Raw genomic sequence first — 19,701 nt, 5'->3', positions numbered from 1 at the left:
CATGCTGGCCGTGGAGGGCGTGTCGGTGGCGTTCGGCGGAGTCAGGGCGCTGGACCAGGCGTCGTTCGAGGTCGCCGGAGGCCAGGTCTGCGGCGTGATCGGGCCGAACGGCGCCGGGAAGACGACGCTGTTCGACGTGGTGTCCGGGCTGCGCAGGCCGAGCGAGGGGCGGGTCAGCGTGGCGGGCCGGGACCTGACCGGCGTCTCCCCGCTCAGGCGGGCCAGGGCCGGGGTGCGGCGCACGTTCCAGCGGACCCAGGTGTTCGGGCGGCTCACCGTCGCGGAGAACGTGCTGGCCGCGCTCGACTGGCACGGCGGCGGTGGCGGGCTCGCCGCCGACCTGGTCGCCTGGCCCGCCCGCCGGCGGCTCGAGCGGGAGCGCGGCGAGCGCGTGGCCGAGGTGCTGGAGCTGTGCGGGCTCACCCCGCTGCGCGACGCGTACGCCGCCGCCCTCCCCGTCGGGCAGCGCCGGCTCGTCGAGCTGGCCAGGGCCCTCGCCGACCGGCCCCGCCTGCTGCTGCTGGACGAGCCCACCTCGGGCCTGGACGCCTCGCAGACGGCCCGCCTGGGAGCGGTCGTCAAGGCCCTGGACACGACCGTGCTGCTGGTCGAGCACGACATGGGTTTCGTGATGGACACGTGCGACCGGATCGTCGTGCTCGACCTCGGAAAGGTGATCGCCACCGGCACGCCGGGCGAGATCAGGCAGGACCCGGTCGTCCGGTCCGCCTACCTAGGCTGAGCGGCGCTCGGTGAACGACAGGATGCGGCGCCAGGCGTCCTGGCAGGCGTCCGCCCACTCGGCGTACGAGCGATCGAAGAACGAGTGGGGAGCGCCGTCGTAGACGACCTTCTCGTGCTCCGTGCCGGCCCGGTCCAGCGCGGCCTCGAACGCCGCGAACTGCTCGGGCGTGGTCGCCGTGTCCGCGCCGGCCAGCAGCATCAGCAGGGGCGCTCCCGGCCCGGTCTTCGGCTCCTCGATGGCGCGCAGCGCGCCGTAGAACCCGATGCCGCCCGCCAGGCCGTTCCCCTCGTACGCCTGCCGCCACGAGTGCGCGCCGCCCATGCAGAAGCCGACCGTGAACACCGGGCCGTCCAGGGCCTCGGTGGCCGCCCTCGCGTCGGCCCGCACGTGGTCGCTGTGGAGCTGCTTGACGTGCGTCATGTAGTCGAACTCGTCGCCCCGGTCGCCGAGGCCCGCCGTGCGGCCGAAGTAGTCGATCGCGATCGCACGGAAGCCCGCCTCGGCGAAGCGCACGGCGAGGTCGCGGTAGTACGGGTGCAGCCCGCGCACGTCGGGCAGGATCACCACGCTGCGCCCGTTCGGCTCGGCGGGCTCGGCCCGGTAGGCGAGGAACCGGTTGCCGTCGGCGGCGGTCAGCTCTGTCTGCCCATGAGAGGCCACTTCGCCCTGGATCGGCGGAGCGGGCGGCCGGCTGTCGGTGGAATGGCACATGAGGGCAGCATGCCCGCCCCGACCCAGGGGTATCCAGGTACGCGCAGTGGCAGGCTGTACGTGTCCCGGCCAGGCAGACTTGTCCCTATGAACCGGGAACTCGGGGCATTTCTCCAGGCCCGCAGGAACGAGGTCACGCCCGAGGACGTGGGGCTCGAGAGCGGGCCGCGCAGGCGGGTGCGCGGGCTGCGCCGCGAGGAGCTGGCCGAGCTGGCGGGCATCAGCGTCGAATACCTCGTACGCCTCGAGCAGGGGCGGACCTCCCAGCCGTCCGCGTCCGTGATCGAGTCGCTGGCCACGGCGCTGGCCCTGAGCGAGGCCGAGCGGGCGCACCTGTTCGACCTGGCCACGCCGCGGCCCCGCAGGTCGCGGCCGTCCGGCGGGGCGCGGCCGGAGCTGGCGCAGCTCATGGAGCGGATGACGGACATCCCGGCCCTCCACACCGACCACCGGCTCGACCTGCTCGGCTGGAACCGGCTGGCCGCCGCCCTCTTCCCGGGCCTCTGCCACCCCGGCGCCAACCTGGCCCGATACAACTTCCTCTCCGAGCCCGGCGTCTACGCGGACCGCGATGAGGTGCTCAGGGCCACGGTCGGGCAGCTCCGGTTCGCCACCGGCCGCCACCCCGACGACCCGGCGCTGACCGCCCTGATCGGCGAGCTGTCGGTACGCAGCCGGCGCTTCCGCACCCTGTGGGCCGGTCGCGTCGTCAAGGAGCGCGCCGACGGCGTCAAGCGGTTCACGCATCCGGTGGTGGGCGAGCTGGTGCTGCGTTACGAGACGTTCGAGCTGCCGGGCGGATCGGGGCAGCGGCTCATGCTGCTCCATCCCGAGCCGGGTGGCGCCGACGAGGAGTCGCTGCGGCTGCTCGCCTCGTGGTCGGCCTAGTGGCTAGTAGGTGGGAGCGGTCCTGAACGCCTCGATGAGGTGTGCCCGTACCCGCGCCACCGCGGGCCGCGCCAGCGCGCCCGAGCGGACGGCCAGGTAGCCGGTGTTGATGGGCGCCTCGTCGGGCTCGGCCAGCGTGACCAGCGTGCCCGCCGCCAGGTCGCGGCGGCACAGGTAGGCGGGCAGGACGGAGACGCCCATCCCGGCCCTGACGGCGCTGAGCACGCCGCGGAGGTCGGGGATGACGACCTGGGCCGCCATCGAGGGCCGCCGGCCGAACACGGTCCGCCAGTAGCGGCGCACGATGGGCAGGTCCTCGGCATAGGCCACCAGCGGCACGCCCGCCAGCTCCCTCGGCCCGGCGCCGGCAAGCGCCAGGGAGGGGGCGGCGACCAGCAGGAACTCCTCGTCGTAGACGGGCTCGGCCTGCACGCCGCGCACCCGGGGCCGGATCGTGGAGAGCACCAGGTCCAGGCGTCCGGCCGCGAGGTCCGCGAGGAGGTCGTCCGACAGCCCGAGCGTGGTCCGTAGCCGGAGCCTCGAGCGCACCAGCGGGGCGAGCATCGGCATCACCTCCTCGCACAGGAACTCGGCGGGCCCGCCCAGGTGCACGGCCGCGTCCGAGGGCAGCTCCGACTCCACCACCTCGTCCAGCGAGTCGAGCGAGGGCGCCACCCGGCGGGCCAGCTCGTCGGCGGCGGGCGTGGGCGCCACCCCGCGCGCCAGCCGGTCGAACAGCGGCCGGTCCAGCACCGACTCCAGCGCCTTGACCTGCGCCGTCACGGCCGGCTGCGACAGGCCGAGGGTCTGCGCGGCGGCCGTGAGGGAGCCGGTCCTGTACACCGCGAGGAAGGTGCGCAGCAGGTCGAGCGAGAGAGGCGACATATCACTATTCTGATAGCTCAGGCGCTGCTTCGTTATTTGTGGCTGATGGCTCCGCGGAGCGATGCTGTGAGGCATGAGCAAGCGCATCCTGATAGCACTGACCAGCAATGACGACCTCGGCGGCGTCGAGCGGACCGGCTACTACGTGCCGGAGGCCGCCCACCCGTGGGAGCTCTTCCGCAAGGCCGGATACGAGGTGGACGTGGCCAGCGTGCGGGGCGGGCAGCCGCCCCAGGACGGGTTCGACCCGGACGACCGGGCCCAGGCGGAGTTCGTCGCCCTCGTCGAGCGGCAGGGCACCGGCCGCCTGGCCGACGCCGACCCCTCCCGCTACGACGCCGTGCTCTACGCCGGAGGCCACGGCACCATGTGGGACTTCCCCGACGATCCCGACGTCATCCGCGTCGGGCGCGAGGTGTACGAGAGGGGCGGCGTGGTGGCGGCGGTCTGCCACGGCCCGTCCGCGCTGGTCAACCTGACCCTGTCCGACGGCTCCTACCTGGTGGCGGGCAAGCGGGTGGCGGCGTTCACCAACGAGGAGGAGAAGCTGCGCGGCGTGGCCGACGTGGTGCCGTTCCTGCTGGCGGACAAACTGGTGGAGCGGGGCGCCCGGCACGAGCCGGGCGCGAACTGGCAGGCCCAGGTCGTGGTGGACGGCCGCCTCGCCACCGGCCAGAACCCGGCCAGCGCCGCGCCCCTCGCGGAGCGCGTGCTCGAGGTGCTCGCCGAACGGCGGGCCTGAGGAGCGCAATCGCCGCCGGATGGCGGCTTGTGTGTCGCTGCCTGGGCTCCGAGCATCGAGGGGTAGCCTCCGTAGATGGGAGATCTCATGGCTTTCCACCCCAACCTCGATCCGGAGATCCGCGCCGCGCTCGAACGGACCCCCCTCCCGACGTTCGACATGGCGAGCCTGACGCCCGAGGAGCTGCCCGGGCACCGGGCGCAGGTCAACGCCTTCCTCGCCGCCGCCCCGCCCACCGGGACTGACGTGGTGATCGAGGATCGTCACGTTCCGGGGCCTGAGGGCGCCCCCGACGTGCGCGTCAGGATCTACCGTCCGGCGCAGGACGGCGAGGGGCGGCCGGGGCTCTACTGGATCCACGGCGGTGGGATGATCATCGGCACGCCCGAGATCGACGACGCCATGATGATCGGCTACGTCGAGGAGCTCGGGTGCGTGGCGGTCTCGGTGGACTACCGGCTGGCGCCGGAGCACCCGCATCCCGCGCCGGTCGAGGACTGCTACGCGGGCCTGGTGTGGACCGCCAAGTCGGCGGCCGAGCTCGGCATGGATCCGGCGCGGATCGTGGTCGGCGGCGCCAGCGCGGGCGGCGGGCTGGCCGCGGCCACCGTGCTGCTGGCCCGCGACCGGGGCGGCCCCGACGTCGCGTTCCAGCTGCTCGTCTGCCCGATGCTGGACGACCGCAACATCACCCCGTCCAGCCACGAGTTCACCGAGGCCGTGGTGTGGGACAGGACCGCGAACCTCTTCGGCTGGACCGCCCTGCTCGGCGACCGCATCGGCACCGACGACGTGCCCCCGTACGCGGCGCCGGCGCGGGCCAAGGACCTGGCGGGGCTGCCTCCGGCGTTCATCGACGTCGGCGAGCTGGAGGTGTTCAGGGACGAGGACATCGACTACGCGCTGCGGCTGTCGCAGGCGGGGGTGTCCACCGAGTTCCACCTCTATCCGGGGGCCTTCCACGGGTTCGACGGGATGGTCCCGGACGCCGAGCTCAGCAAGCGGGCGCGGGCGGCCCGGCTGGCGGCGCTCAAGCGCGCGTACCGGCTCTGAGGTTGGCGCGCAGGCGTACCAGGGCGAGGGCGAGGTGGGCGCGCAGGCGTCCGGCCGGGTCGGCGAGCGAGAAGCCCAGCACGGACTCGGCGCGGGCGATGCGCGCGGCCATCGAGCTGTGGTGCAGGTGCATGGCGGTGGCCGCGCCGCGTAGCGAGCCCGCCAGGCAGAGCGCCCGCACCGCCGCGACGGCCTCGTCGCCGAGCCGCTCCATGGCCTGGACGTCGGCCAGCCCCGCCACCGCGGGCTCCGGCAGGTCGGCGAAGAGCGCCAGCGCGCCCAGGTCCGACCAGCGCATCACGCGGTCGTGCGGGCCGGTGAAGCGGAGCGCGGTCCGCGCGCCGGCCCACGACTCCGCCGCCCGCTCGCCGGGCAGCTCGGGGCCGATCCCCACCCGCGACCCGTCGGGAAGCTCGCTGGGCAGCGTCGTGGCCACCAGGACCGCCGCCGTGTCGCCGATCGTCGTGGCGCGTACCTGGTGGCCCATCGCGCGCAGGCCCGAGGCCAGGCCCCGGTCGGGCAGCGCGATGGCGAGGGCCTGGAGCGGGGTGGACGGGGCGAAGCCGAGCAGGCGCAGGGCGCGGGCGCGTTCGGCCTCGCCGGTCTCCGCCGACAGCACCAGCTCCACCAGGGCGGGGTCCCGTCCTGAACGCTCCAGCGCGGCCGCGCGTTCGAGGGTGACCTCCGCCGCCACCGCGTACCGCTCGAGGACGATCTCGTCGAGCCCGTGCGGCAGGCCCTCGCGCTCCATCCAGACGGCCCCGAGCCCGTCGCTCAACTGCCTGACCTGGGACGGGACGTCCGCCGGGGTCTCCACGGCGCCGCCGGGCGACGTGCGGAAGCGGCGGCCCGTGGCCCCGTCGAGCAGCCCGACCGGGCACTGCGCCAGCCGGGCCGTGGCCGCGAGCAGCACGGGCACGCTCACGTGGTCGCGAAGCAGCGAGTCGAAGTAGGCGATGACCCGCACCGCGCTCTCCGCGTCCGCGTCGAGCGTGGAGAGCCGCAGCAGCAGTCCCTGCATGGCCAACACACTATGCCGGAAAGCGACTGTTCGAGTGACCAAGCGTGCGCTAGGTTGGTGTTCGTGGATCTCGACTTCTCCCCGGCCGAGCAGGGCTTCCGTGCCGAGGTTCGCGACTGGCTGAGCGCGCACGTGCCGCGGTCGTTCCCGTCGATGGACACCGCCGAGGGCTTCGCGGCGCACCGCTCCTGGGAGGCGCTGCTGGCGGAGGCACGGCTGTCCGTCGTCTCCTGGCCCGAGGAGTACGGCGGACGCGGCGCCTCCCTGCTCGAGTGGCTGATCTTCGAGGAGGAGTACTGGGCCGCCGGGGCCCCCGCCCGGGTGACCCAGAACGGGATCTTCCTGCTGGGCCCGTCCCTGATGCGCTTCGGCACGCCCGAGCAGCGCGAACGGTGGCTGCCGAGGATGGCCAGGGGCGACGACGTGTGGGCGCAGGCCTGGTCGGAGCCGGAGGCGGGCAGCGACCTGGCCGCGCTGACCTCGCGCGCCGAGCCCGTGCCCGGCGGCTGGCGGCTGTACGGGCACAAGACGTGGAGCTCGCGGGCCGCGTACGCCACGCACGGGTTCGGCCTGTTCCGCACGTCCGGGACCCGGCACCGGGGGCTGACGTACTTCCTGTTCCCCCTCACGGACGTCGCCGTGCGGCCGATCGCGCAGCTCGACGGGCTGCCCGGCTTCGCGGAGCTGCACTTCGACGGGGTCTTCGCCGACGAGTCGATGGTGCTCGGCGACGTCGGCGAAGGGTGGCGGGTCGCGATGGCCACCACCTCCTCCGAACGCGGCCTCGCGCTCCGCAGCCCCGGCCGCTTCCTGGCCACCGCCGACCGGCTCGTCGCGCTGGCCCGCTCCTCGGGCGATCCGGCGCTCGCCGATCGGGCCGCCAGGTGCTGGGTGGAGGCGGAGGCGTACCGGCTGCACACGTTCGGGACGGCGCGGCGGCTCATGGCGGGGGAGGAGATCGGGTCGGCGGCCAGCATGGGGAAGGTGTTCTGGTCCGAGCTGGACCTGCGCATGCATGCCCTGGCCATGGAGCTGCTGGGGGAGCGGGCGGGGGAGACGCCTTGGCTGGACGGGTTCCTGTTCTCGCTGGCCGGGCCCATTTACGCGGGCACGAACGAGATCCAGCGCAACATCATCGCCGAACGGGTTCTGGGGCTGCCGCGATGAACTTCGGATTCACCGATGACCAGCTCGCGCTGGGCGCGACCGTGCGCGACGTGCTGCGCGCCCACTGCCCGCCGGCCGCGCTGCGCACGGAGCGACGGCCCGGCTGGGAGCAACTGGCCGCGCTCGGGTTCTTCGGGCTGCTCCTGCCGCCCGAGAGCGACGGGCTGGGGCTCGGGATCACCGATCTCCTGCCCGCGCTGGAGGAGGTCGGCCGGGCGTGCCTTCCCGGGCCGGTCGTGGAGACCGCCGTCGCGGCGCCGTACCTGGTCGGGGGCGCTCCCAAGCTGGCCTCGGGCGCCGTGTGCGTGAGCGTGCTGCCACCCGGGCAGGTGTACGCGCCGGACGCCGACCTCGCCGACCTGATCGTCGTGGCCGCCGCCGACGGCCTGCGGCTGGTCGCCAGGGAGTCCGCCCGCCTGACGCCTCGCGCCGGCGTGGACCCGTGCCGGCCGCTGTTCGAGGTGGCCTTCGACGAGTCCGAACGGCTGCCCGGATCGGCCGGGCCGGCGCTGCGGCGGGCCACGGTCGCCACCGCCGCCCAGCTCATCGGGATCGCCAGGGAACTGCTCGCGGTCTCGGTGGCCTACGCCAAGGTCCGGACGCAGTTCGGCGCCCCGATCGGCTCCTTCCAGGCGGTCAAGCACCAGCTCGCCGACGTGGCCGTCGCGGTCGACTTCGCCGCGCCGCTGGTGCATCGGGCGGCACTGTCGGTGGACCGGGCCGTCCCCGGCGTCGAACGTGACGTGAGCGCGGCCAAGGCCGCCGCCGGGGAGGCCGCCGTCCTGGCGGCCCGGGTGGCGTTGCAGGTGCACGGGGCGATCGGGTACACGGAGGAGCTGGATCTGCGGTTCTGGCTCGCGCGGGCCTGGTCGCTGTCGGCCGCGTACGGCACCACGGCCGTCCACCGCGAGCGCGTGCGCGCCGCCGTGATGGACGGTGACCTGGGGAGGTACCCGTGAAGTTCGGCGTGCCGCTCGGGCTGCTGCACCCGGCCGCCTGGAAGGACGTGGCGGTGGCGGCGGACGAGCTGGGGTTCGAGTCGGTGTGGCTGCCGGAGCACCTCGTCTTCGCCACCGACCTGTCCTCGGCCGCCTATCCGGGCACGTCGGAGCCGGGGATCAAGCCCACGACGCCGCTGTTCGACGCGCCCGCGTACCTCTGCTGGCTCGCCGCCCTCACCTCCCGCGTCAAGCTCGGCACGGCGGTCCAGCTGCTCGCTTTGCGCCACCCCTTCGTGTCGGCCCGCGCGTTCGCCACCCTCGACGTGGTCTCGTCGGGACGGGCCATCTGCGGGGTCGGCGCGGGCTGGTACCGGGGTGAGTGGGAGGCGGCCGGGGTCGAGTTCCGCACGCGGGGAGCGCGGCTGGACGAGGCGATCGAGGTGGTCAGGCGGCTCTGGAGCGAGCCCGTGGTCGCCCATTCCGGGAGGTTCTACTCCTTTCCCGAGGTCGCCTTCGAGCCCAAGCCGGTGCAGCGTCGGTTGCCGGTGCTGGCGGGCGGGGAGTCGGCCGCCGCGCTGCGCAGGGCGGCCCGGCTGTGTGACGGGTGGATCAGCATGCCGCACACCCTCGAGTCGATCAAGCCGCAGCTCGACCGGCTGGGGGCGGGGGTGCCGGTGACCGCGCACGCGTATGCGCTGTCCTCGCCCGACGAGGTGCCTGCTTGGGCGGCGGTGGGGGTGGAACGGTTGATCGTGCGTCCCTGGACGCGCAGCCGGGACGCGGTGTCCCGGCTGGCCGCCTTCGCCGCCGACTATGGAGTATGAGGGCCGGTCAGGCGCGGTGCCGGCCCCGCCTTCTGGGCTGGCTCGGGGTGCTCCTGGCCGCGTGGCCTGGCGCGCTCCTGGCCGGCTGGGCCGCGGCGCTCGTGGCCGCCTGGGAGTCGGCGCCCGTGCCGGCACTTGTGCCGATGCTCGTGCGGGTGCTCGTGCCGGCGCCGACCAGCTCGCGGTCGTCGTCGCGGCGAGGCGGCAGCGGGGTGGTGGCGTGGCGGCGGCCGCTCAGCGGGTGCTCCTGAGCGCCGCCGACGTGGACGCCCTGCGGAGCGGGCGACGGCCTGCGGTGGCGCCGGCCGCGCAGGGGCTGGTCGGTCGCGAACGCCGCGCCGTCTTCGACGGGGTGCTCGCGGCGGCGGCGACGTCCCCGGTAGGTGGCGCCGATGTCGGGAGCGTCGAAGGCGTTGCCGCCTGTGCCTCCGGCGGGGGTGAAGGCGTTGCCGCCCGTGCCTCCGGCAGTGGCGAAGGTGTCGCCGCCCATGGCTCCGGTCGGGGCGAAGGCGTCGAACGCGCTGGTCGCGCCCGGGATGACGATGCGCTCGAAGGGCCCGGTGTCGACGAAGCGCTCCAGCGGTCCCGTGTCCAGCACGATCTCGATCGGTCCCGTCGCGGTGATGTCACGCGGTGCGGCGTCCGTGGCGAGGTCGAAGGGGCGGGTGTCGAGCGGGCGCCGCCGGTGCCTGGCACCGCGGGTGGCGGCGGTGCGGCCGAAGGCCTCCGAGCCGTCGGAGCCCCGCGTTCCGGAGACGGTGAGGCGCCGGAAAGCGTCCGAGTCCGCGCCGTGCCGGACGTCCTGGCCGGCGGCGTCGAGGCCCGTGCTGTGTCGGGCGGCGTGGGCGGCGGCGTCGAGGCCCGCGCCGTGTCGGGCGGCCTGGGCGGCGGCATCGATGTCCGTGCTGCGCCGGAGGGCGGACGAGGCGATGGCCGTGAAGGCGGACGACGTGGCGGCCGACTCGACAGCGGCTGCGGCCGCGGCGGTGGTGAGCTGGGCGGTGTCCAGCGTGATGGCGTCCAGAGCCGCGGTGGGCTGGGGCGTGTCCTGGGTGCTGTCCAGGGCCAGGCTCGCCCGTACCGGTGTGGTCGTCGTCGTGGAGGTGCGGCGGCGACGGCGGCGGTTGGTGTTGGAGCGGGGGGCCGTGCTTCCTGCGGCGACCGGGGCCGTACGGAGGCGGCGGGTCTTGGCCACGGCGAGCAGCGCCAGCGCGGCCACCAGGGTCGTGCCGACGAGCGTCGGAGAGGAGATGCTCGGCAGCGGGCCCGTGACCGAGGCGTCGGCGTGCGTGGGGAGGGGCTCGGCGGTCGCCGCCGTGGTGTCGGCCGTGGTCGGTTTGGCGTGCTTGGCCTTCTTGGGCTGCTGCTGCGGGGCCTCGGCGGCCGTGCTGTCGGTGACGGTGCCGGTGGTGACCTTGGGGGCGGGGGCGGCGGTGGGAGCGGTCTGGGGGGACTTCTTCGCCGGTGCGCTTCCGGTGACAGGGGCCTTGCCGGGCTCCTCCATCGGGTCCTGCATGATGATCTGGTTCTGGGGGATCAAAGAGGTGAGCGCCTCGTTCCCGGGCAACTGGAGCGCGCCGACGTCGGTGCCCGGCCCCTGCTTCAGCGCGGCCTGCTCCTCGGCCTTCTTCTGGGCCTCGCGCGCCTGCCGGGCCGCCTCCTCGTCCAGGCGGGCCTTGACGCGCTCGGGGTAGCCGTACCCGACGACCTTGCTCGTGTCGCGTTCCTTGCGCTTGGCGACGCCTCCGTCGATGTTCCCCTCGATGGTGAAGATCGTGTTGCCCTCGACCCTGGTCACGATGCCGACGTGGTCGATCTTGTCGATGTCGTTCGACCCGCTCCAGTCGTAGAAGACGATGGCACCGGGCTTGGGCTTGTGGCCCCACGCTCCCTGCTTCTTGAACCACTTCGCGTGCGAGACCGTCCACGCGAACTGCCCGATCCAGTCCTGGTAGCCGAGCTTGTGCGCCGCCCACGACAGGTACATGTCGCACCACGGGGCGGAGCTGTAGTCGGCGTCGAACTCCACGTTCTTGCCGTACCAGTCGCCGAACTTGGTGTAGTCATCGGCCTTCTCGGAGTAGCCGATCTGGCTTTCGAGCAGCTCGATGAACTTATGGATCTCTGGCGTCATGGAAGTATCGGGGAACCTTCCGGGCAAGACCGGGTTTGTCAACATGAATCCGGGTAAAGGGGGTACCCAGGGGCCATTGTGACAAAACCGGAGGCTTGTCGTCTTCCGTGATGAGCGAGGCTACCTTGCGGTCAAGGCAGGTCAAGCACGAGCCAAGAGAGGTTCAAGCCTTCCTAGGCTAGGAAACCGCTGGTCAAAGATGTTGCCAGAAATGTCCAAGCTTCGGAGGTTTAATCCAAAAAGATCTATGGCATGCCCAGGTGAGGGCCCCTACGCCCTCCACGCCGCTGTCGGCGCTGATCGTCCCCTCGTGCGTCAGTAGCCGGCGCCGGTCAGGAGGCCGCCGTCCACCGTGAACTCGCTTCCCGTGCAGTAGCTGGCCCGGTCCGAGGCCAGGAACGCCACCACGTGCGACACCTCCACCGGCTTGGCGAAGCGCTTGATGACCATGGACTTCAGGAACGCGTCGGCGTCGACCTCGTTCATCAGGTCCGGATCCATCGCCATGGAGGTGTTGATCGCGCCCGGATGCACCGAGTTGACCCGGATCTTGAAGCGGGCGAGCTCGCGGGCGGCGGACTTGGTGAGGCCGCGTACGCCGAACTTGGAGGCCGAGTACGCCGACAGCCCCTCCGCCCCGACGTAGCCCTCGATCGAGGAGATGTTCACGATGGCGCCGCGCCCGGCCGCCTTCATGGGGCTGATCACCGACTTGATCCCCAGCCAGGTGCCCTTGAGGTTCACGGATATCACGCGATCGAAGTCGTCGGGCGACATGTCGGCGATGCGGCGAAATTTCAGGATCCCGGCGTTGTTGACCAGCACGTCCAGCTGGCCGTGCAACTCCGTGGCCGTCGCCACCGCCCGCGCCCAGTCCTCGGCGAGAGTCACATCGTGATGGACGTACGTGGCCCCCGTCTCATCGGCCAGCGCCTTGCCCTCCTCGTCCAGCACGTCACCGAAGACGACCCGCGCCCCTTCCTCCAGGAAGAGCCGCACGTGCGCCGCCCCCATGCCGCGAGCCCCGCCGGTGATCAACGCCACTTTTCCGTCAAGCAGCCCCATAAAGTCCTCCTGCCGCGACGGCCACCGCGGCCGCCTCCATGGAGCGGTAGACGGGGATCCCCGCCGCCGCCGCGATCCGCCTCACTTCGTCCTCGACGCCTGCGGGCGCGCACTCGCCGTTCCTGGTGACGAGGGCGATCCGGGTGCCGGGCAGCGCCTCCTGCGCCCCCGCCACGGCCCGCGCGTACGCGTACAAGGGCTCGGCCGCGTCCCCGTACGTGAAGAACGCCTGGACGTTGACGTGCAGGACCACGTCGCGGTACGCTCGGTGCCGCAGCAGAGCTGCGATCACGTCGGGCACGAGAGCGGCCCGCCCCAACGGCCCCACCGGCACCTCGAGCGGATTGCCCGAGGCCACCACGCCGAGCCCGCGCAGCGCGTCCGGCGCCTCGCCGGGCAGCGGATCCAGCCGGACCCCGGCCAGGTCGAACGCGTCCGCCGCCAGCACGCTCGCGCCCCCGCTCGGCCCCACCACCAGCACCCCGTCGGCGCCGGAGGCGCGAGAGCCGTGCGCCTGGAAGTACGCCAGCACCCCGATGAGGTCGTCCTGACTGGACACCAGCACCGCCCCGGCCTGCTCGGCCACGGCCTCCCAGACCCGCCGGTCGCTCACCATGCCGCCGGTGTGCGAGGCGGCCGCCTCCTGCCCCTGCCCGGTGCGCCCGCCGACCAGCAGCACCACCGGCATCTCCGCGGAGCGCAGCGCCTCGGACAGCTCGCGCCCGTCACGCGGATCCTCCAGGTACAGCCCGACCGCGCGCGTCTGCGGGTCCCGGGCCAGCCAGCGCAGCAGCTCGGCGGGGGTCACGTCGGCCGAGTTCCCGACGGTGGCGACCCGGCTGAACGCCAGCCCGCGCCGCTCCCCGACCTTGATCACCTCGCCCGCGAGCCCGCCGCTCTGCGAGATCAGCGCCACGGAGCCGGCGGGCCCCAGACCGCCTCCCACGAACGTCTGCCGCCCCCGCGGGCAGTACACGCCCATGCAGTTGGGCCCGAGCAGCCGCGTCCCCGCCGCCCGCGCCGCCTCCACCAGCTCGGCCTCCAGCTCCGGCCGCCCCGCCTCGCCGAACCCGCCGCTCATCACCTGCACGAACGGCACCCCGTACGCCTGCCGCACCACCTCGGCGCACCGCTCGGCGGGCACGGCCACGAGGGCGTAGTCCACGTCCGCCTCGGCGAGGGACGGCACGGCCGGCACCCCCGCGACCTCGGACGCCGACGGGTGCACGGCCACCAGCGGGATGCCCGCGGCCCGGTAGAAGCCGAGGAACATGTTCCCGAAGTTCGGCCGGGTCGTGGAGGCGCCGACGACGGCCACCGCCCGGGGCTCGAAGAGCGGCAGGAAGTCCGTCGCGGCGCCGGATGTCCCGGACCCGGCAGGTTCCGGGGAGGGGAGATACCGGGCATCGACCGCGATCACCCCCGAAGGGCCGGCGATGACCGGGTTCAGCTCGAACTCGCCCAGTTCCAGCCGCTCCCACAGCCCGCCGGGGCCGCCGACCGTCATCAGCAGCTTGACCACGGCGTCCACGTCCACGGGCGGGCCGCCGCGGCGTCCGTACAGGAGGGAAGAGCCGCGCAGCGACGCCAGCATGCGCCGCGCGTCCTCCTCCGAGATCGGGCAGAGCCGCAGCGCCGTGTCGCGCAGGGCCTCCGTCCAGACGCCGCCCAGCCCGGCCAGCAGCACCGGGCCGAAGCCCGGGTCCCGGACCAGGCCCACGATCAGCTCCACCCCCGCCTCGGCCTGCTCCTCGACGAGGAAGCCCGCGACGTCGAGCCGGGCCCGCATGCCGGCCGCGGCCGCCTCGAGCTCGTCCCTGGAGAGCCCGAGCGCGACGGCCCCGACGTCCGACTTGTGCACCAGCCCCGGCCCGAACGCCTTCAGCACCAGCGGCTCGGCGAGCTCCGCGGCCCGGGAGAAGTCGAGGTCGCGCCCCACCACCCCGCGCGGCACCGGCACCCCGGCCTCGCTGAGCAGCGCCTTGACCTCGTGCTCGTAGACGCTCACCCTCACCTGGGCAGCCTCGTGCGCGCTCACCTGAGCTGCCCCATGCGCGCTCACCTGGACACCCTCGTGCCCGCTCACCCGAGCAGCTCGCGGATCTTCCCGCGCAGCAGCTTGCCGGGCCCGCCGGAGGCGTCCTGCGAGTGCGGCAGCTGGTCGGCCACCACGATGTGGTCGGGCCGCTGATGTTCGGGGAGCGCGTCGGCCAGGGCCAGCGCCAGCTTGGACGCCTCCAGCGGGTGCCCGGCGCGCGGCACGACCGCCAGCAGGATCCGCTGTTCGGAGGCCCCTTCCGGCACGCCGACCGCGCCCGCCTCGGCCACCCCGTCCAGCGCCGAGGCCGCCTCCTCGATCATGGCCGGCTGGGTCCAGACGCCGCCCTTGAGTATCGCGTCCTCCCGCCTGCCCAGCACGCGCAGCACGCCGTCGGCGGAGAGCGTGCCGAGGTCGCCGCCGACGTACCACTCGCCGCGCAGCACCTCCGCCGTCCGCTCCGGCAGCCCGTCGTAGCCGGTCATCCGGTGCGGCCCGGCCAGGTTGATCTCGCCGACCTCGTCGATCACGCGGTCGCCGTTCGGGTCGGTGATCCGGACCGCGTTCCCGGTGCGGGCGCGGCCCGAGGAGCCGAGCGGGGTCGAGCCGTCGTCCACGCGGCCCATGCACGTGTACGGGGCCTCGGTCTGTCCGTAGTACGAGTACACGCCCGCCTGCGGGAGCCTGGCCTTGATCCGGTCCAGCATGGTCCTGGTCAGCGGCTCGCCGCCGAGCATGATCACTTGGATGGACGACAGGTCCACGTCCTCGTGGTCGGGCGAGGCCAGCAGCGCGGAGTAGAACGAAGGTATCTGCGACAGGTGCGTGACCCGCTCGCGGGGGACGACGCGCAGGAAGTTCGCCGGACCCCAGTCCTGCTCCAGCACCAGGCGCATCCCGGCGTACAGGGCGGGCCCGACGATGGCCGGGAAGCCGATCCCCCAGATGATCGCGCCCGTCCCGAACACCGAGTCGGGCCCGCGCGGCACGTCCAGCCAGATCTGCGCCGTGGCCATGGACGACGCGTGCGTGTGCACGACCGCCTTGGGCAGCCCCGTCGTGCCGGAGGTGTAGTAGAGCGCCAGCGGGTCGTCGTACCGGCCGCTGATCGGCGGCTCCTCCTCGGAGCCGCCTTCGAGGTCGCGCACGTCGATCCACGTGGTCACGGCCGGGAGGGAGTCCTTGATCTGCTCGACCACGCCCTCGACCGTCGCGTCGTACATGAACGCCGTGCACCCCGAGGCCGCCACCACGTCACGCAGCGTCTCCACCGGCCAGTACGGGTTCAGCGCCGCCGTCACCGCCCCGATCTTGGCCTGTGCCAGGTAGACCTCGGCCACCCGTAACGTCTCGTTGAGCAGCGCCGCCACCCTCCGGCCCGGCGTGATCCCCTTGGCGAGGAGGGCGTGGGCGCGGCGGTTGACGTTCCTGTTGAGCTCGTCGTAGGTGAAGCTCTGCTCGCCGCAGTACGTGAGCGCGACCCGGTCGGGCGTGCGCAGCGCTCCGGCGGTCAGTATCGCGTGGCCGTAGTTCCCGTATGGTGATCGCGCCATGGGGGCTGCCTCCAGTCAGAGGGGCTGATAGAGCACGAAGACGTTTCCTGAGGGATCGCGCAGCACGGCCCGCGTCTCATGCGGCCCCTTCTCGGGCTCCCGCACCACCTCGCCGCCGCGCGCCGCCATCTCCCGCACGGCCTGGTCCAGATCGTCCACCTTGTACGACGGCGCGACCGAGGCGGTGACGTGCTCGGCGGGCCCGGCCAGCGCCACGGTGACCCCGCCGCCGTCCAGCGCCGCGAACCTGTCGCCGTCCCTGAACTTCACCGGCAGGCCGTAGAAGGCGATCGCCTCGTCCAGGTCGGCGACGGGGATCAGCACGTTGCCGAGCTTCACTCGGGCCTCCAATGGGGGAGCTCGTCGATGAACGTCACGCGTACCGGCATGCCGATGCGTACGTCGTCCGGGGTGCACCCCACCACGTGCCCGAACGCCCGCACGCCCTCCGGCAGGTCCACCCAGGCCATCACGTACGGCTCCCGGCCCCGGTAGCCAGGGGCGAACGAGCGGTGCACGACGGTGAACGTGTGCACGACACCCTGCCCCACGACCGGCTCGAACACGAGCTCGCCCGCGCCGCACCAGGGGCAGTCGGCCTCGGGGAGGTGGACGCGGCGGTCGCACGACGTACAGCGCTGGACGACCAGCTCGCCGCGCGCGCAGGCGGCCCGGTACGCAGAGGTGTCACCGCTCATCGCTTGCCAAGCTAGCGCACGCTTGGTTGCCTCACAAGGCCCGCGGGCGGCCTATGGTGACGGCTCGTCCAGAGGAGTCGAGACAAGCCGCGGCAACCCGTCACCGGAGGCGGTGGGCTCGTCCGACGGGCGGGCGAACGACTGCTCGGTCCCCGACGGCGTGGGGGCCGGGGTGCTGTGTTCCTGGGTGGGCGCCGGCGTGGCGGACCGGGTGGGAGCGGGGCAGGCGGGGCCGTCCACCGCGACCTCGCTCACCTGCGGCCCGTTCGCCGCGGCGGGCTCCGTCATGACGACGATCCCGACGTACGCCCGCTCGCCGCAGGAAACGCTCCCGGGATCGTGCGCCACGCCGCTGGTGTACGACGTGCTGCCCCGTAAGGTGCGGCTCTCCTGCCGCACCGTCCTCGCGACCCCGCCCTCCCCGTCCCGCCGCGTGTACGAGATCCGCAGCCGCACGGGCCCCGTGCCGTCCGCTGAGATCTTGATCGCCCCCGCCGTGCCGCTCCACCCGACGATGCCGGCGTAGCGGACGGCGGCGGGACGCGGCACGGAGCTCCCGTCCTGGTGGGTCGTGGGTGGAGGAGGAGGCGCGGACCCGGTCGGCAGGCGAGTGGGGGAGGGGGCGGTGCGGCGGGGCGCGGCCGACGTCCGGGTCCGGGTGGGCGTGGCCGCGTCGACGGGCGTCGGCTCCGGCTCGCCCGGCGTCGTCCTGGGCGGCGGCATCAGGATCGTGCCAGGACCGGGAGGCAGCCGCCCGCCCGACACCATGAGCGAGACCGCCACCGCGACCACCGTCGCCCCCGCCACCCATAAGTGCGGCGGCAGCCGGGGCATCCGCAGCACCCGGTCCCTCAGCGGGATGCCCGCGGCCCCGTCGGTCCTGGCCAGCGGGAACCGGAGCGCCATCAGCGTGGCCAGCTCGCCCAGGTGCCGCCGCCCCCGCTTCTCCCAGTCGGGCCCGTAGCCGGCGACCGCGTCCTCCTCGACCTCGGCCGCGAACTGCCTGGCTGAGGCGTACCTGGCCGCCGGATCCTTGGCCATCCCGCGTTTGAGCAGGTCGCGCAGCGTGTCGGGGGTCAACTCGAGCGGGATTGGCTCCGCCACGTGCTTGTCCCGCACGGCGGGAACGTCCAGCGCCCCCTCGTCGCCGCCGGACGGGCCCTCCTTGACCGCCCGGTAGGGAGGCCGCCCCCTGACCGCCTCGAAGAGCAGGCACGCCGCCGCGTACAGGTCGGCGGGCGGCCCCGCCCGGCCCTGCGTCCACAGCTCGGGCGACATGTACTCCGGGCTGCCCGCGGGCACGTCCGGCTCCTCCGCGTGCACGACGACGCCGAAGTCGGCCAGCTTGCTGCTGCCGTCCGCCTGGACCAGGATGTTCTCCGGCTTGACGTCGCGGTGCGGCACGCCCCGCTCGTGCGCGGCGGCCAGGGCCAGCAGCGTGCTCTTCAGCACGGCGAGGGCCGCCTCCGGGCTGATCCCGCGGTGCTCGGTCAGCAGCGTACGCAGTGACACGCCGTCCACCAGCTCCATGACGACGGCGGCCCTGGTGGGGGTCTCGACGTACTCGTAGATCCGGACCACGTTCGGATCGTCGATCTCGACCAGTTCATGGGTGTCCGACCGGAAGCGCTCCATGAACTCGGCGTCCCTGCGCAAGGTGGCGTTCAGATACTTGATCGCCACGTACGCGCCCGTCTGCTGGTAGGTGGCGAGGAACACGCGGCCGGTGCGGCCCGCGCCGAGCTGGCGTACTTCGCGGTAACCAGGGACCAAGTCGAACCCCCATAAGCAGCCGTCCTCAATTCGACGGTCTCACCTGGGGTTGGGGTTGTCACGACCGAAGATTTTCCGTGGTGCTATGCTGAGTCGTCCCCAAGCAAGCGCTCGGCTAAATCGACGGAGGTCGCCCGTGGAGCGCGTGGCCGTGCTGGTGATGGAGATGCAGCGGGGCGTCGTCGGCGATCGCACGAAATTTCCGGACCTGGTGGCTGCCTGTGACCGGCACGACGTCGTGGCCAACACCGCCCGCCTCCTCCACGCGGCCAGATCGGCCGGGATCCCGGTGATCCACTGCACGGCCGCCTTCCGCCCTGACCGCTCCGGCTCCCACACCGGCAACTGCCCGTTCATCGTCTCCCTGCTCAAGGACCCGGAGCACATGCTGGAGGGCACGGCCGCCGCGGAGGTCATGCCCGAGCTGTGGGACGGCGGCGACCTGGAGAGCCGTCGCTACCACGGCTTCTCCCCGTTCACCGGGACCTCGCTCGACGTGACGCTGCGCTCCCTGGGCGTGACCGCCGTGGTCGCGACGGGCGTGTCGCTCAACCTGGGCATCCCGGGCCTGGCGCTGGAGGCGGTCAACCTCGGCTACCGGGTGAGCGTGGCCAGGGACGCGGTGGCGGGCATCCCCGAGGAGTACGCGCGGGCCGTGCTGAAACACACGATCAGCCTCCTCGCCACCCGCGTCACCACCGCCGACCTCGTGGAGAGCTGGAAGTGATGGACGGGCTGCGCCTGGACGGGCGCGTGGCGGTGGTGACCGGGGGAGCGGGCGCGATCGGCGCGGCCATCGCCACGGACCTGTCCGCGCTGGGGGCGCAGGTCGTGGTGGCCGACGTGCGGGACGCGGAGCCGGTGGCCGCGGGCCTGCCCGGCGGGCGGGCGGTGGTGGTGGACCTGGCCTCGCCCGCCTCCGTCGAGGAGTTCGCCGGAGCGGTGGGCCGGGTGGACATCCTGGTGCACAACGCCGGGGTGTCCATCGTGGAGCCGTTCACCGAGAGCGACCCCGCGGGCTGGGACCTCATGTGGCAGGTCAACCTGCGCGGGCCGATGCTGCTCACCAAGCTGCTCCTGCCCGGCATGACGGCCAGGGGCTGGGGGCGGCTGGTGTTCGTCTCTTCCGACGGCGCGCGGGCGGGCTCGGGCGGCGAGGGGGCGTACGCGGCGACCAAGGCGGGCCTGTTCGGCCTGGCCAAGACGCTCGCCAGGGAGGCGGCCCGGGCGGGCGTCACCTCGAACGTCGTCTGCCCCGGCCCCACGGACACGCCGATGCTCCAGCGGGTGTCCGCGGCCGAGCCGGGGCTGGTGGAGAAGATCGCGCGCGGCATCCCGCTGCGCCGCCTCGGAACCCCGGCCGACGTGGCGGGCCTGGTCGGCTACCTGTGCACGGATCGCGCCGCCTACATCACCGGGCAGACGCTCTCGGTGAGCGGCGGCGTGACCATGCACTGAGCCGT

Annotated in this window: 19 protein-coding genes; 9 read left to right on the top strand and 10 right to left on the bottom strand. The window is 73.3% G+C overall.

Annotation, left to right across the window (positions count from 1 at the left end):
• Position 1: 1 nt before the first annotated feature.
• Positions 2 to 742, top strand: coding sequence for an ABC transporter ATP-binding protein (locus tag AB0H84_RS29640; protein ID WP_357611121.1), 741 nt, complete (start codon positions 2 to 4; stop codon positions 740 to 742).
• On the opposite strand, the gene AB0H84_RS29635 is transcribed toward AB0H84_RS29640, so the two are convergent.
• On the bottom strand, positions 734 to 1,456 hold the full coding sequence (locus AB0H84_RS29635) for a dienelactone hydrolase family protein (protein ID WP_357611118.1): 723 nt from the start codon (positions 1,454 to 1,456) through the stop codon (positions 734 to 736). The two genes, AB0H84_RS29640 and AB0H84_RS29635, sit on opposite strands and share 9 nt — an antisense overlap.
• A gap of 87 nt (positions 1,457 to 1,543) precedes the next feature.
• On the opposite strand from AB0H84_RS29635, the gene AB0H84_RS29630 reads away from it, so the two are divergent.
• The gene (locus AB0H84_RS29630; RefSeq protein ID WP_357611115.1) at positions 1,544 to 2,344 is read left to right on the top strand and encodes a helix-turn-helix transcriptional regulator; all 801 of its coding nucleotides are present in this window, start codon (positions 1,544 to 1,546) and stop codon (positions 2,342 to 2,344) included.
• A 3-nt stretch (positions 2,345 to 2,347) separates the two neighbouring features.
• Here the strand turns inward: AB0H84_RS29630 and AB0H84_RS29625 are convergent, their stop codons facing one another.
• Positions 2,348 to 3,229, bottom strand: coding sequence for a LysR family transcriptional regulator (locus tag AB0H84_RS29625; RefSeq protein WP_357611113.1), 882 nt, complete (start codon positions 3,227 to 3,229; stop codon positions 2,348 to 2,350).
• Positions 3,230 to 3,302: 73 nt separating this feature from the next.
• Between AB0H84_RS29625 and AB0H84_RS29620 the strand changes: the two genes are divergently transcribed.
• Together AB0H84_RS29620 and AB0H84_RS29615 are read left to right on the top strand one after the other, a co-directional pair.
• Entirely contained in the window at positions 3,303 to 3,971 is a 669-nt protein-coding gene (locus tag AB0H84_RS29620) for a type 1 glutamine amidotransferase domain-containing protein (protein WP_357611111.1), read from the top strand.
• A gap of 75 nt (positions 3,972 to 4,046) precedes the next feature.
• Positions 4,047 to 5,024 carry an alpha/beta hydrolase gene (locus AB0H84_RS29615; protein WP_357611108.1) on the top strand — a complete coding sequence of 326 codons (978 nt, stop codon included), beginning with the start codon at positions 4,047 to 4,049 and terminating at the stop codon, positions 5,022 to 5,024.
• Here the strand turns inward: AB0H84_RS29615 and AB0H84_RS29610 are convergent.
• Positions 5,002 to 6,045, bottom strand: coding sequence for a helix-turn-helix domain-containing protein (locus AB0H84_RS29610; RefSeq protein WP_357611105.1), 1,044 nt, complete (start codon positions 6,043 to 6,045; stop codon positions 5,002 to 5,004). The two genes, AB0H84_RS29615 and AB0H84_RS29610, sit on opposite strands and share 23 nt — an antisense overlap.
• A 63-nt stretch (positions 6,046 to 6,108) precedes the next feature.
• On the opposite strand from AB0H84_RS29610, the gene AB0H84_RS29605 reads away from it, so the two are divergent.
• The 3 genes from AB0H84_RS29605 to AB0H84_RS29595 are packed head-to-tail and all read left to right on the top strand — an operon-like array spanning position 6,109 to position 8,977.
• Positions 6,109 to 7,212, top strand: coding sequence for an acyl-CoA dehydrogenase family protein (locus AB0H84_RS29605; RefSeq protein WP_357611102.1), 1,104 nt, complete (start codon positions 6,109 to 6,111; stop codon positions 7,210 to 7,212).
• A complete protein-coding gene (locus AB0H84_RS29600) occupies positions 7,209 to 8,171 on the top strand; it encodes an acyl-CoA dehydrogenase family protein (protein ID WP_357611100.1) in 963 nt (320 codons plus the stop codon). Before AB0H84_RS29605 ends, AB0H84_RS29600 begins: the two co-directional genes overlap by 4 nt.
• Positions 8,168 to 8,977 (top strand): TIGR03619 family F420-dependent LLM class oxidoreductase, encoded by an 810-nt coding sequence (locus AB0H84_RS29595; RefSeq protein ID WP_357611097.1) that lies wholly within the window; start codon positions 8,168 to 8,170, stop codon positions 8,975 to 8,977. Before AB0H84_RS29600 ends, AB0H84_RS29595 begins: the two co-directional genes overlap by 4 nt.
• A 7-nt stretch (positions 8,978 to 8,984) precedes the next feature.
• Here AB0H84_RS29595 and AB0H84_RS29590 read toward each other — a convergent pair whose 3' ends face one another.
• The 7 genes from AB0H84_RS29590 to AB0H84_RS29560 all read right to left on the bottom strand — a co-directional run bounded on the left by AB0H84_RS29590 (position 8,985) and on the right by AB0H84_RS29560 (position 18,238).
• Positions 8,985 to 11,111 carry a CHAP domain-containing protein gene (locus AB0H84_RS29590; protein WP_357611094.1) on the bottom strand — a complete coding sequence of 709 codons (2,127 nt, stop codon included), beginning with the start codon at positions 11,109 to 11,111 and terminating at the stop codon, positions 8,985 to 8,987.
• Positions 11,112 to 11,426: 315 nt separating this feature from the next.
• Positions 11,427 to 12,176, bottom strand: a complete 750-nt coding sequence (locus tag AB0H84_RS29585; protein ID WP_357611092.1) for a glucose 1-dehydrogenase — start codon at positions 12,174 to 12,176, stop codon at positions 11,427 to 11,429.
• The gene (locus AB0H84_RS29580) at positions 12,163 to 14,214 is read right to left on the bottom strand and encodes an acetate--CoA ligase family protein (RefSeq protein WP_357611089.1); all 2,052 of its coding nucleotides are present in this window, start codon (positions 14,212 to 14,214) and stop codon (positions 12,163 to 12,165) included. The genes AB0H84_RS29585 and AB0H84_RS29580 overlap by 14 nt, the downstream gene beginning before the upstream one ends.
• 44 nt (positions 14,215 to 14,258) lie before the next feature.
• Positions 14,259 to 15,767, bottom strand: a complete 1,509-nt coding sequence (locus AB0H84_RS29575) for a class I adenylate-forming enzyme family protein (RefSeq protein WP_357611086.1) — start codon at positions 15,765 to 15,767, stop codon at positions 14,259 to 14,261.
• 15 nt (positions 15,768 to 15,782) lie between these two features.
• Positions 15,783 to 16,106, bottom strand: a complete 324-nt coding sequence (locus AB0H84_RS29570; RefSeq protein ID WP_357611083.1) for a VOC family protein — start codon at positions 16,104 to 16,106, stop codon at positions 15,783 to 15,785.
• Positions 16,103 to 16,465: a Zn-ribbon domain-containing OB-fold protein gene (locus tag AB0H84_RS29565; protein WP_357611080.1), complete on the bottom strand. Its 363-nt coding sequence runs from the start codon at positions 16,463 to 16,465 to the stop codon at positions 16,103 to 16,105. The genes AB0H84_RS29570 and AB0H84_RS29565 overlap by 4 nt, the downstream gene beginning before the upstream one ends.
• A 51-nt stretch (positions 16,466 to 16,516) precedes the next feature.
• Positions 16,517 to 18,238: a protein kinase gene (locus tag AB0H84_RS29560; protein WP_357611078.1), complete on the bottom strand. Its 1,722-nt coding sequence runs from the start codon at positions 18,236 to 18,238 to the stop codon at positions 16,517 to 16,519.
• Positions 18,239 to 18,374: 136 nt separating this feature from the next.
• Between AB0H84_RS29560 and AB0H84_RS29555 the strand changes: the two genes are divergently transcribed.
• Both AB0H84_RS29555 and AB0H84_RS29550 read left to right on the top strand, forming a co-directional pair.
• On the top strand, positions 18,375 to 18,965 hold the full coding sequence (locus tag AB0H84_RS29555; protein WP_357611075.1) for an isochorismatase family cysteine hydrolase: 591 nt from the start codon (positions 18,375 to 18,377) through the stop codon (positions 18,963 to 18,965).
• Positions 18,965 to 19,696 (top strand): SDR family oxidoreductase, encoded by a 732-nt coding sequence (locus AB0H84_RS29550; RefSeq protein ID WP_357611072.1) that lies wholly within the window; start codon positions 18,965 to 18,967, stop codon positions 19,694 to 19,696. Before AB0H84_RS29555 ends, AB0H84_RS29550 begins: the two co-directional genes overlap by 1 nt.
• Positions 19,697 to 19,701: the final 5 nt, after the last annotated feature.

Source organism: Nonomuraea sp. NPDC050786, assembly GCF_040654115.1.
In the GTDB taxonomy this organism is placed as follows: Bacteria; Actinomycetota; Actinomycetes; order Streptosporangiales; family Streptosporangiaceae; genus Nonomuraea.
The sequence above is the reverse complement of the archived record's forward strand: the minus strand, read 5'-3'. Positions and strand labels throughout refer to the sequence as shown.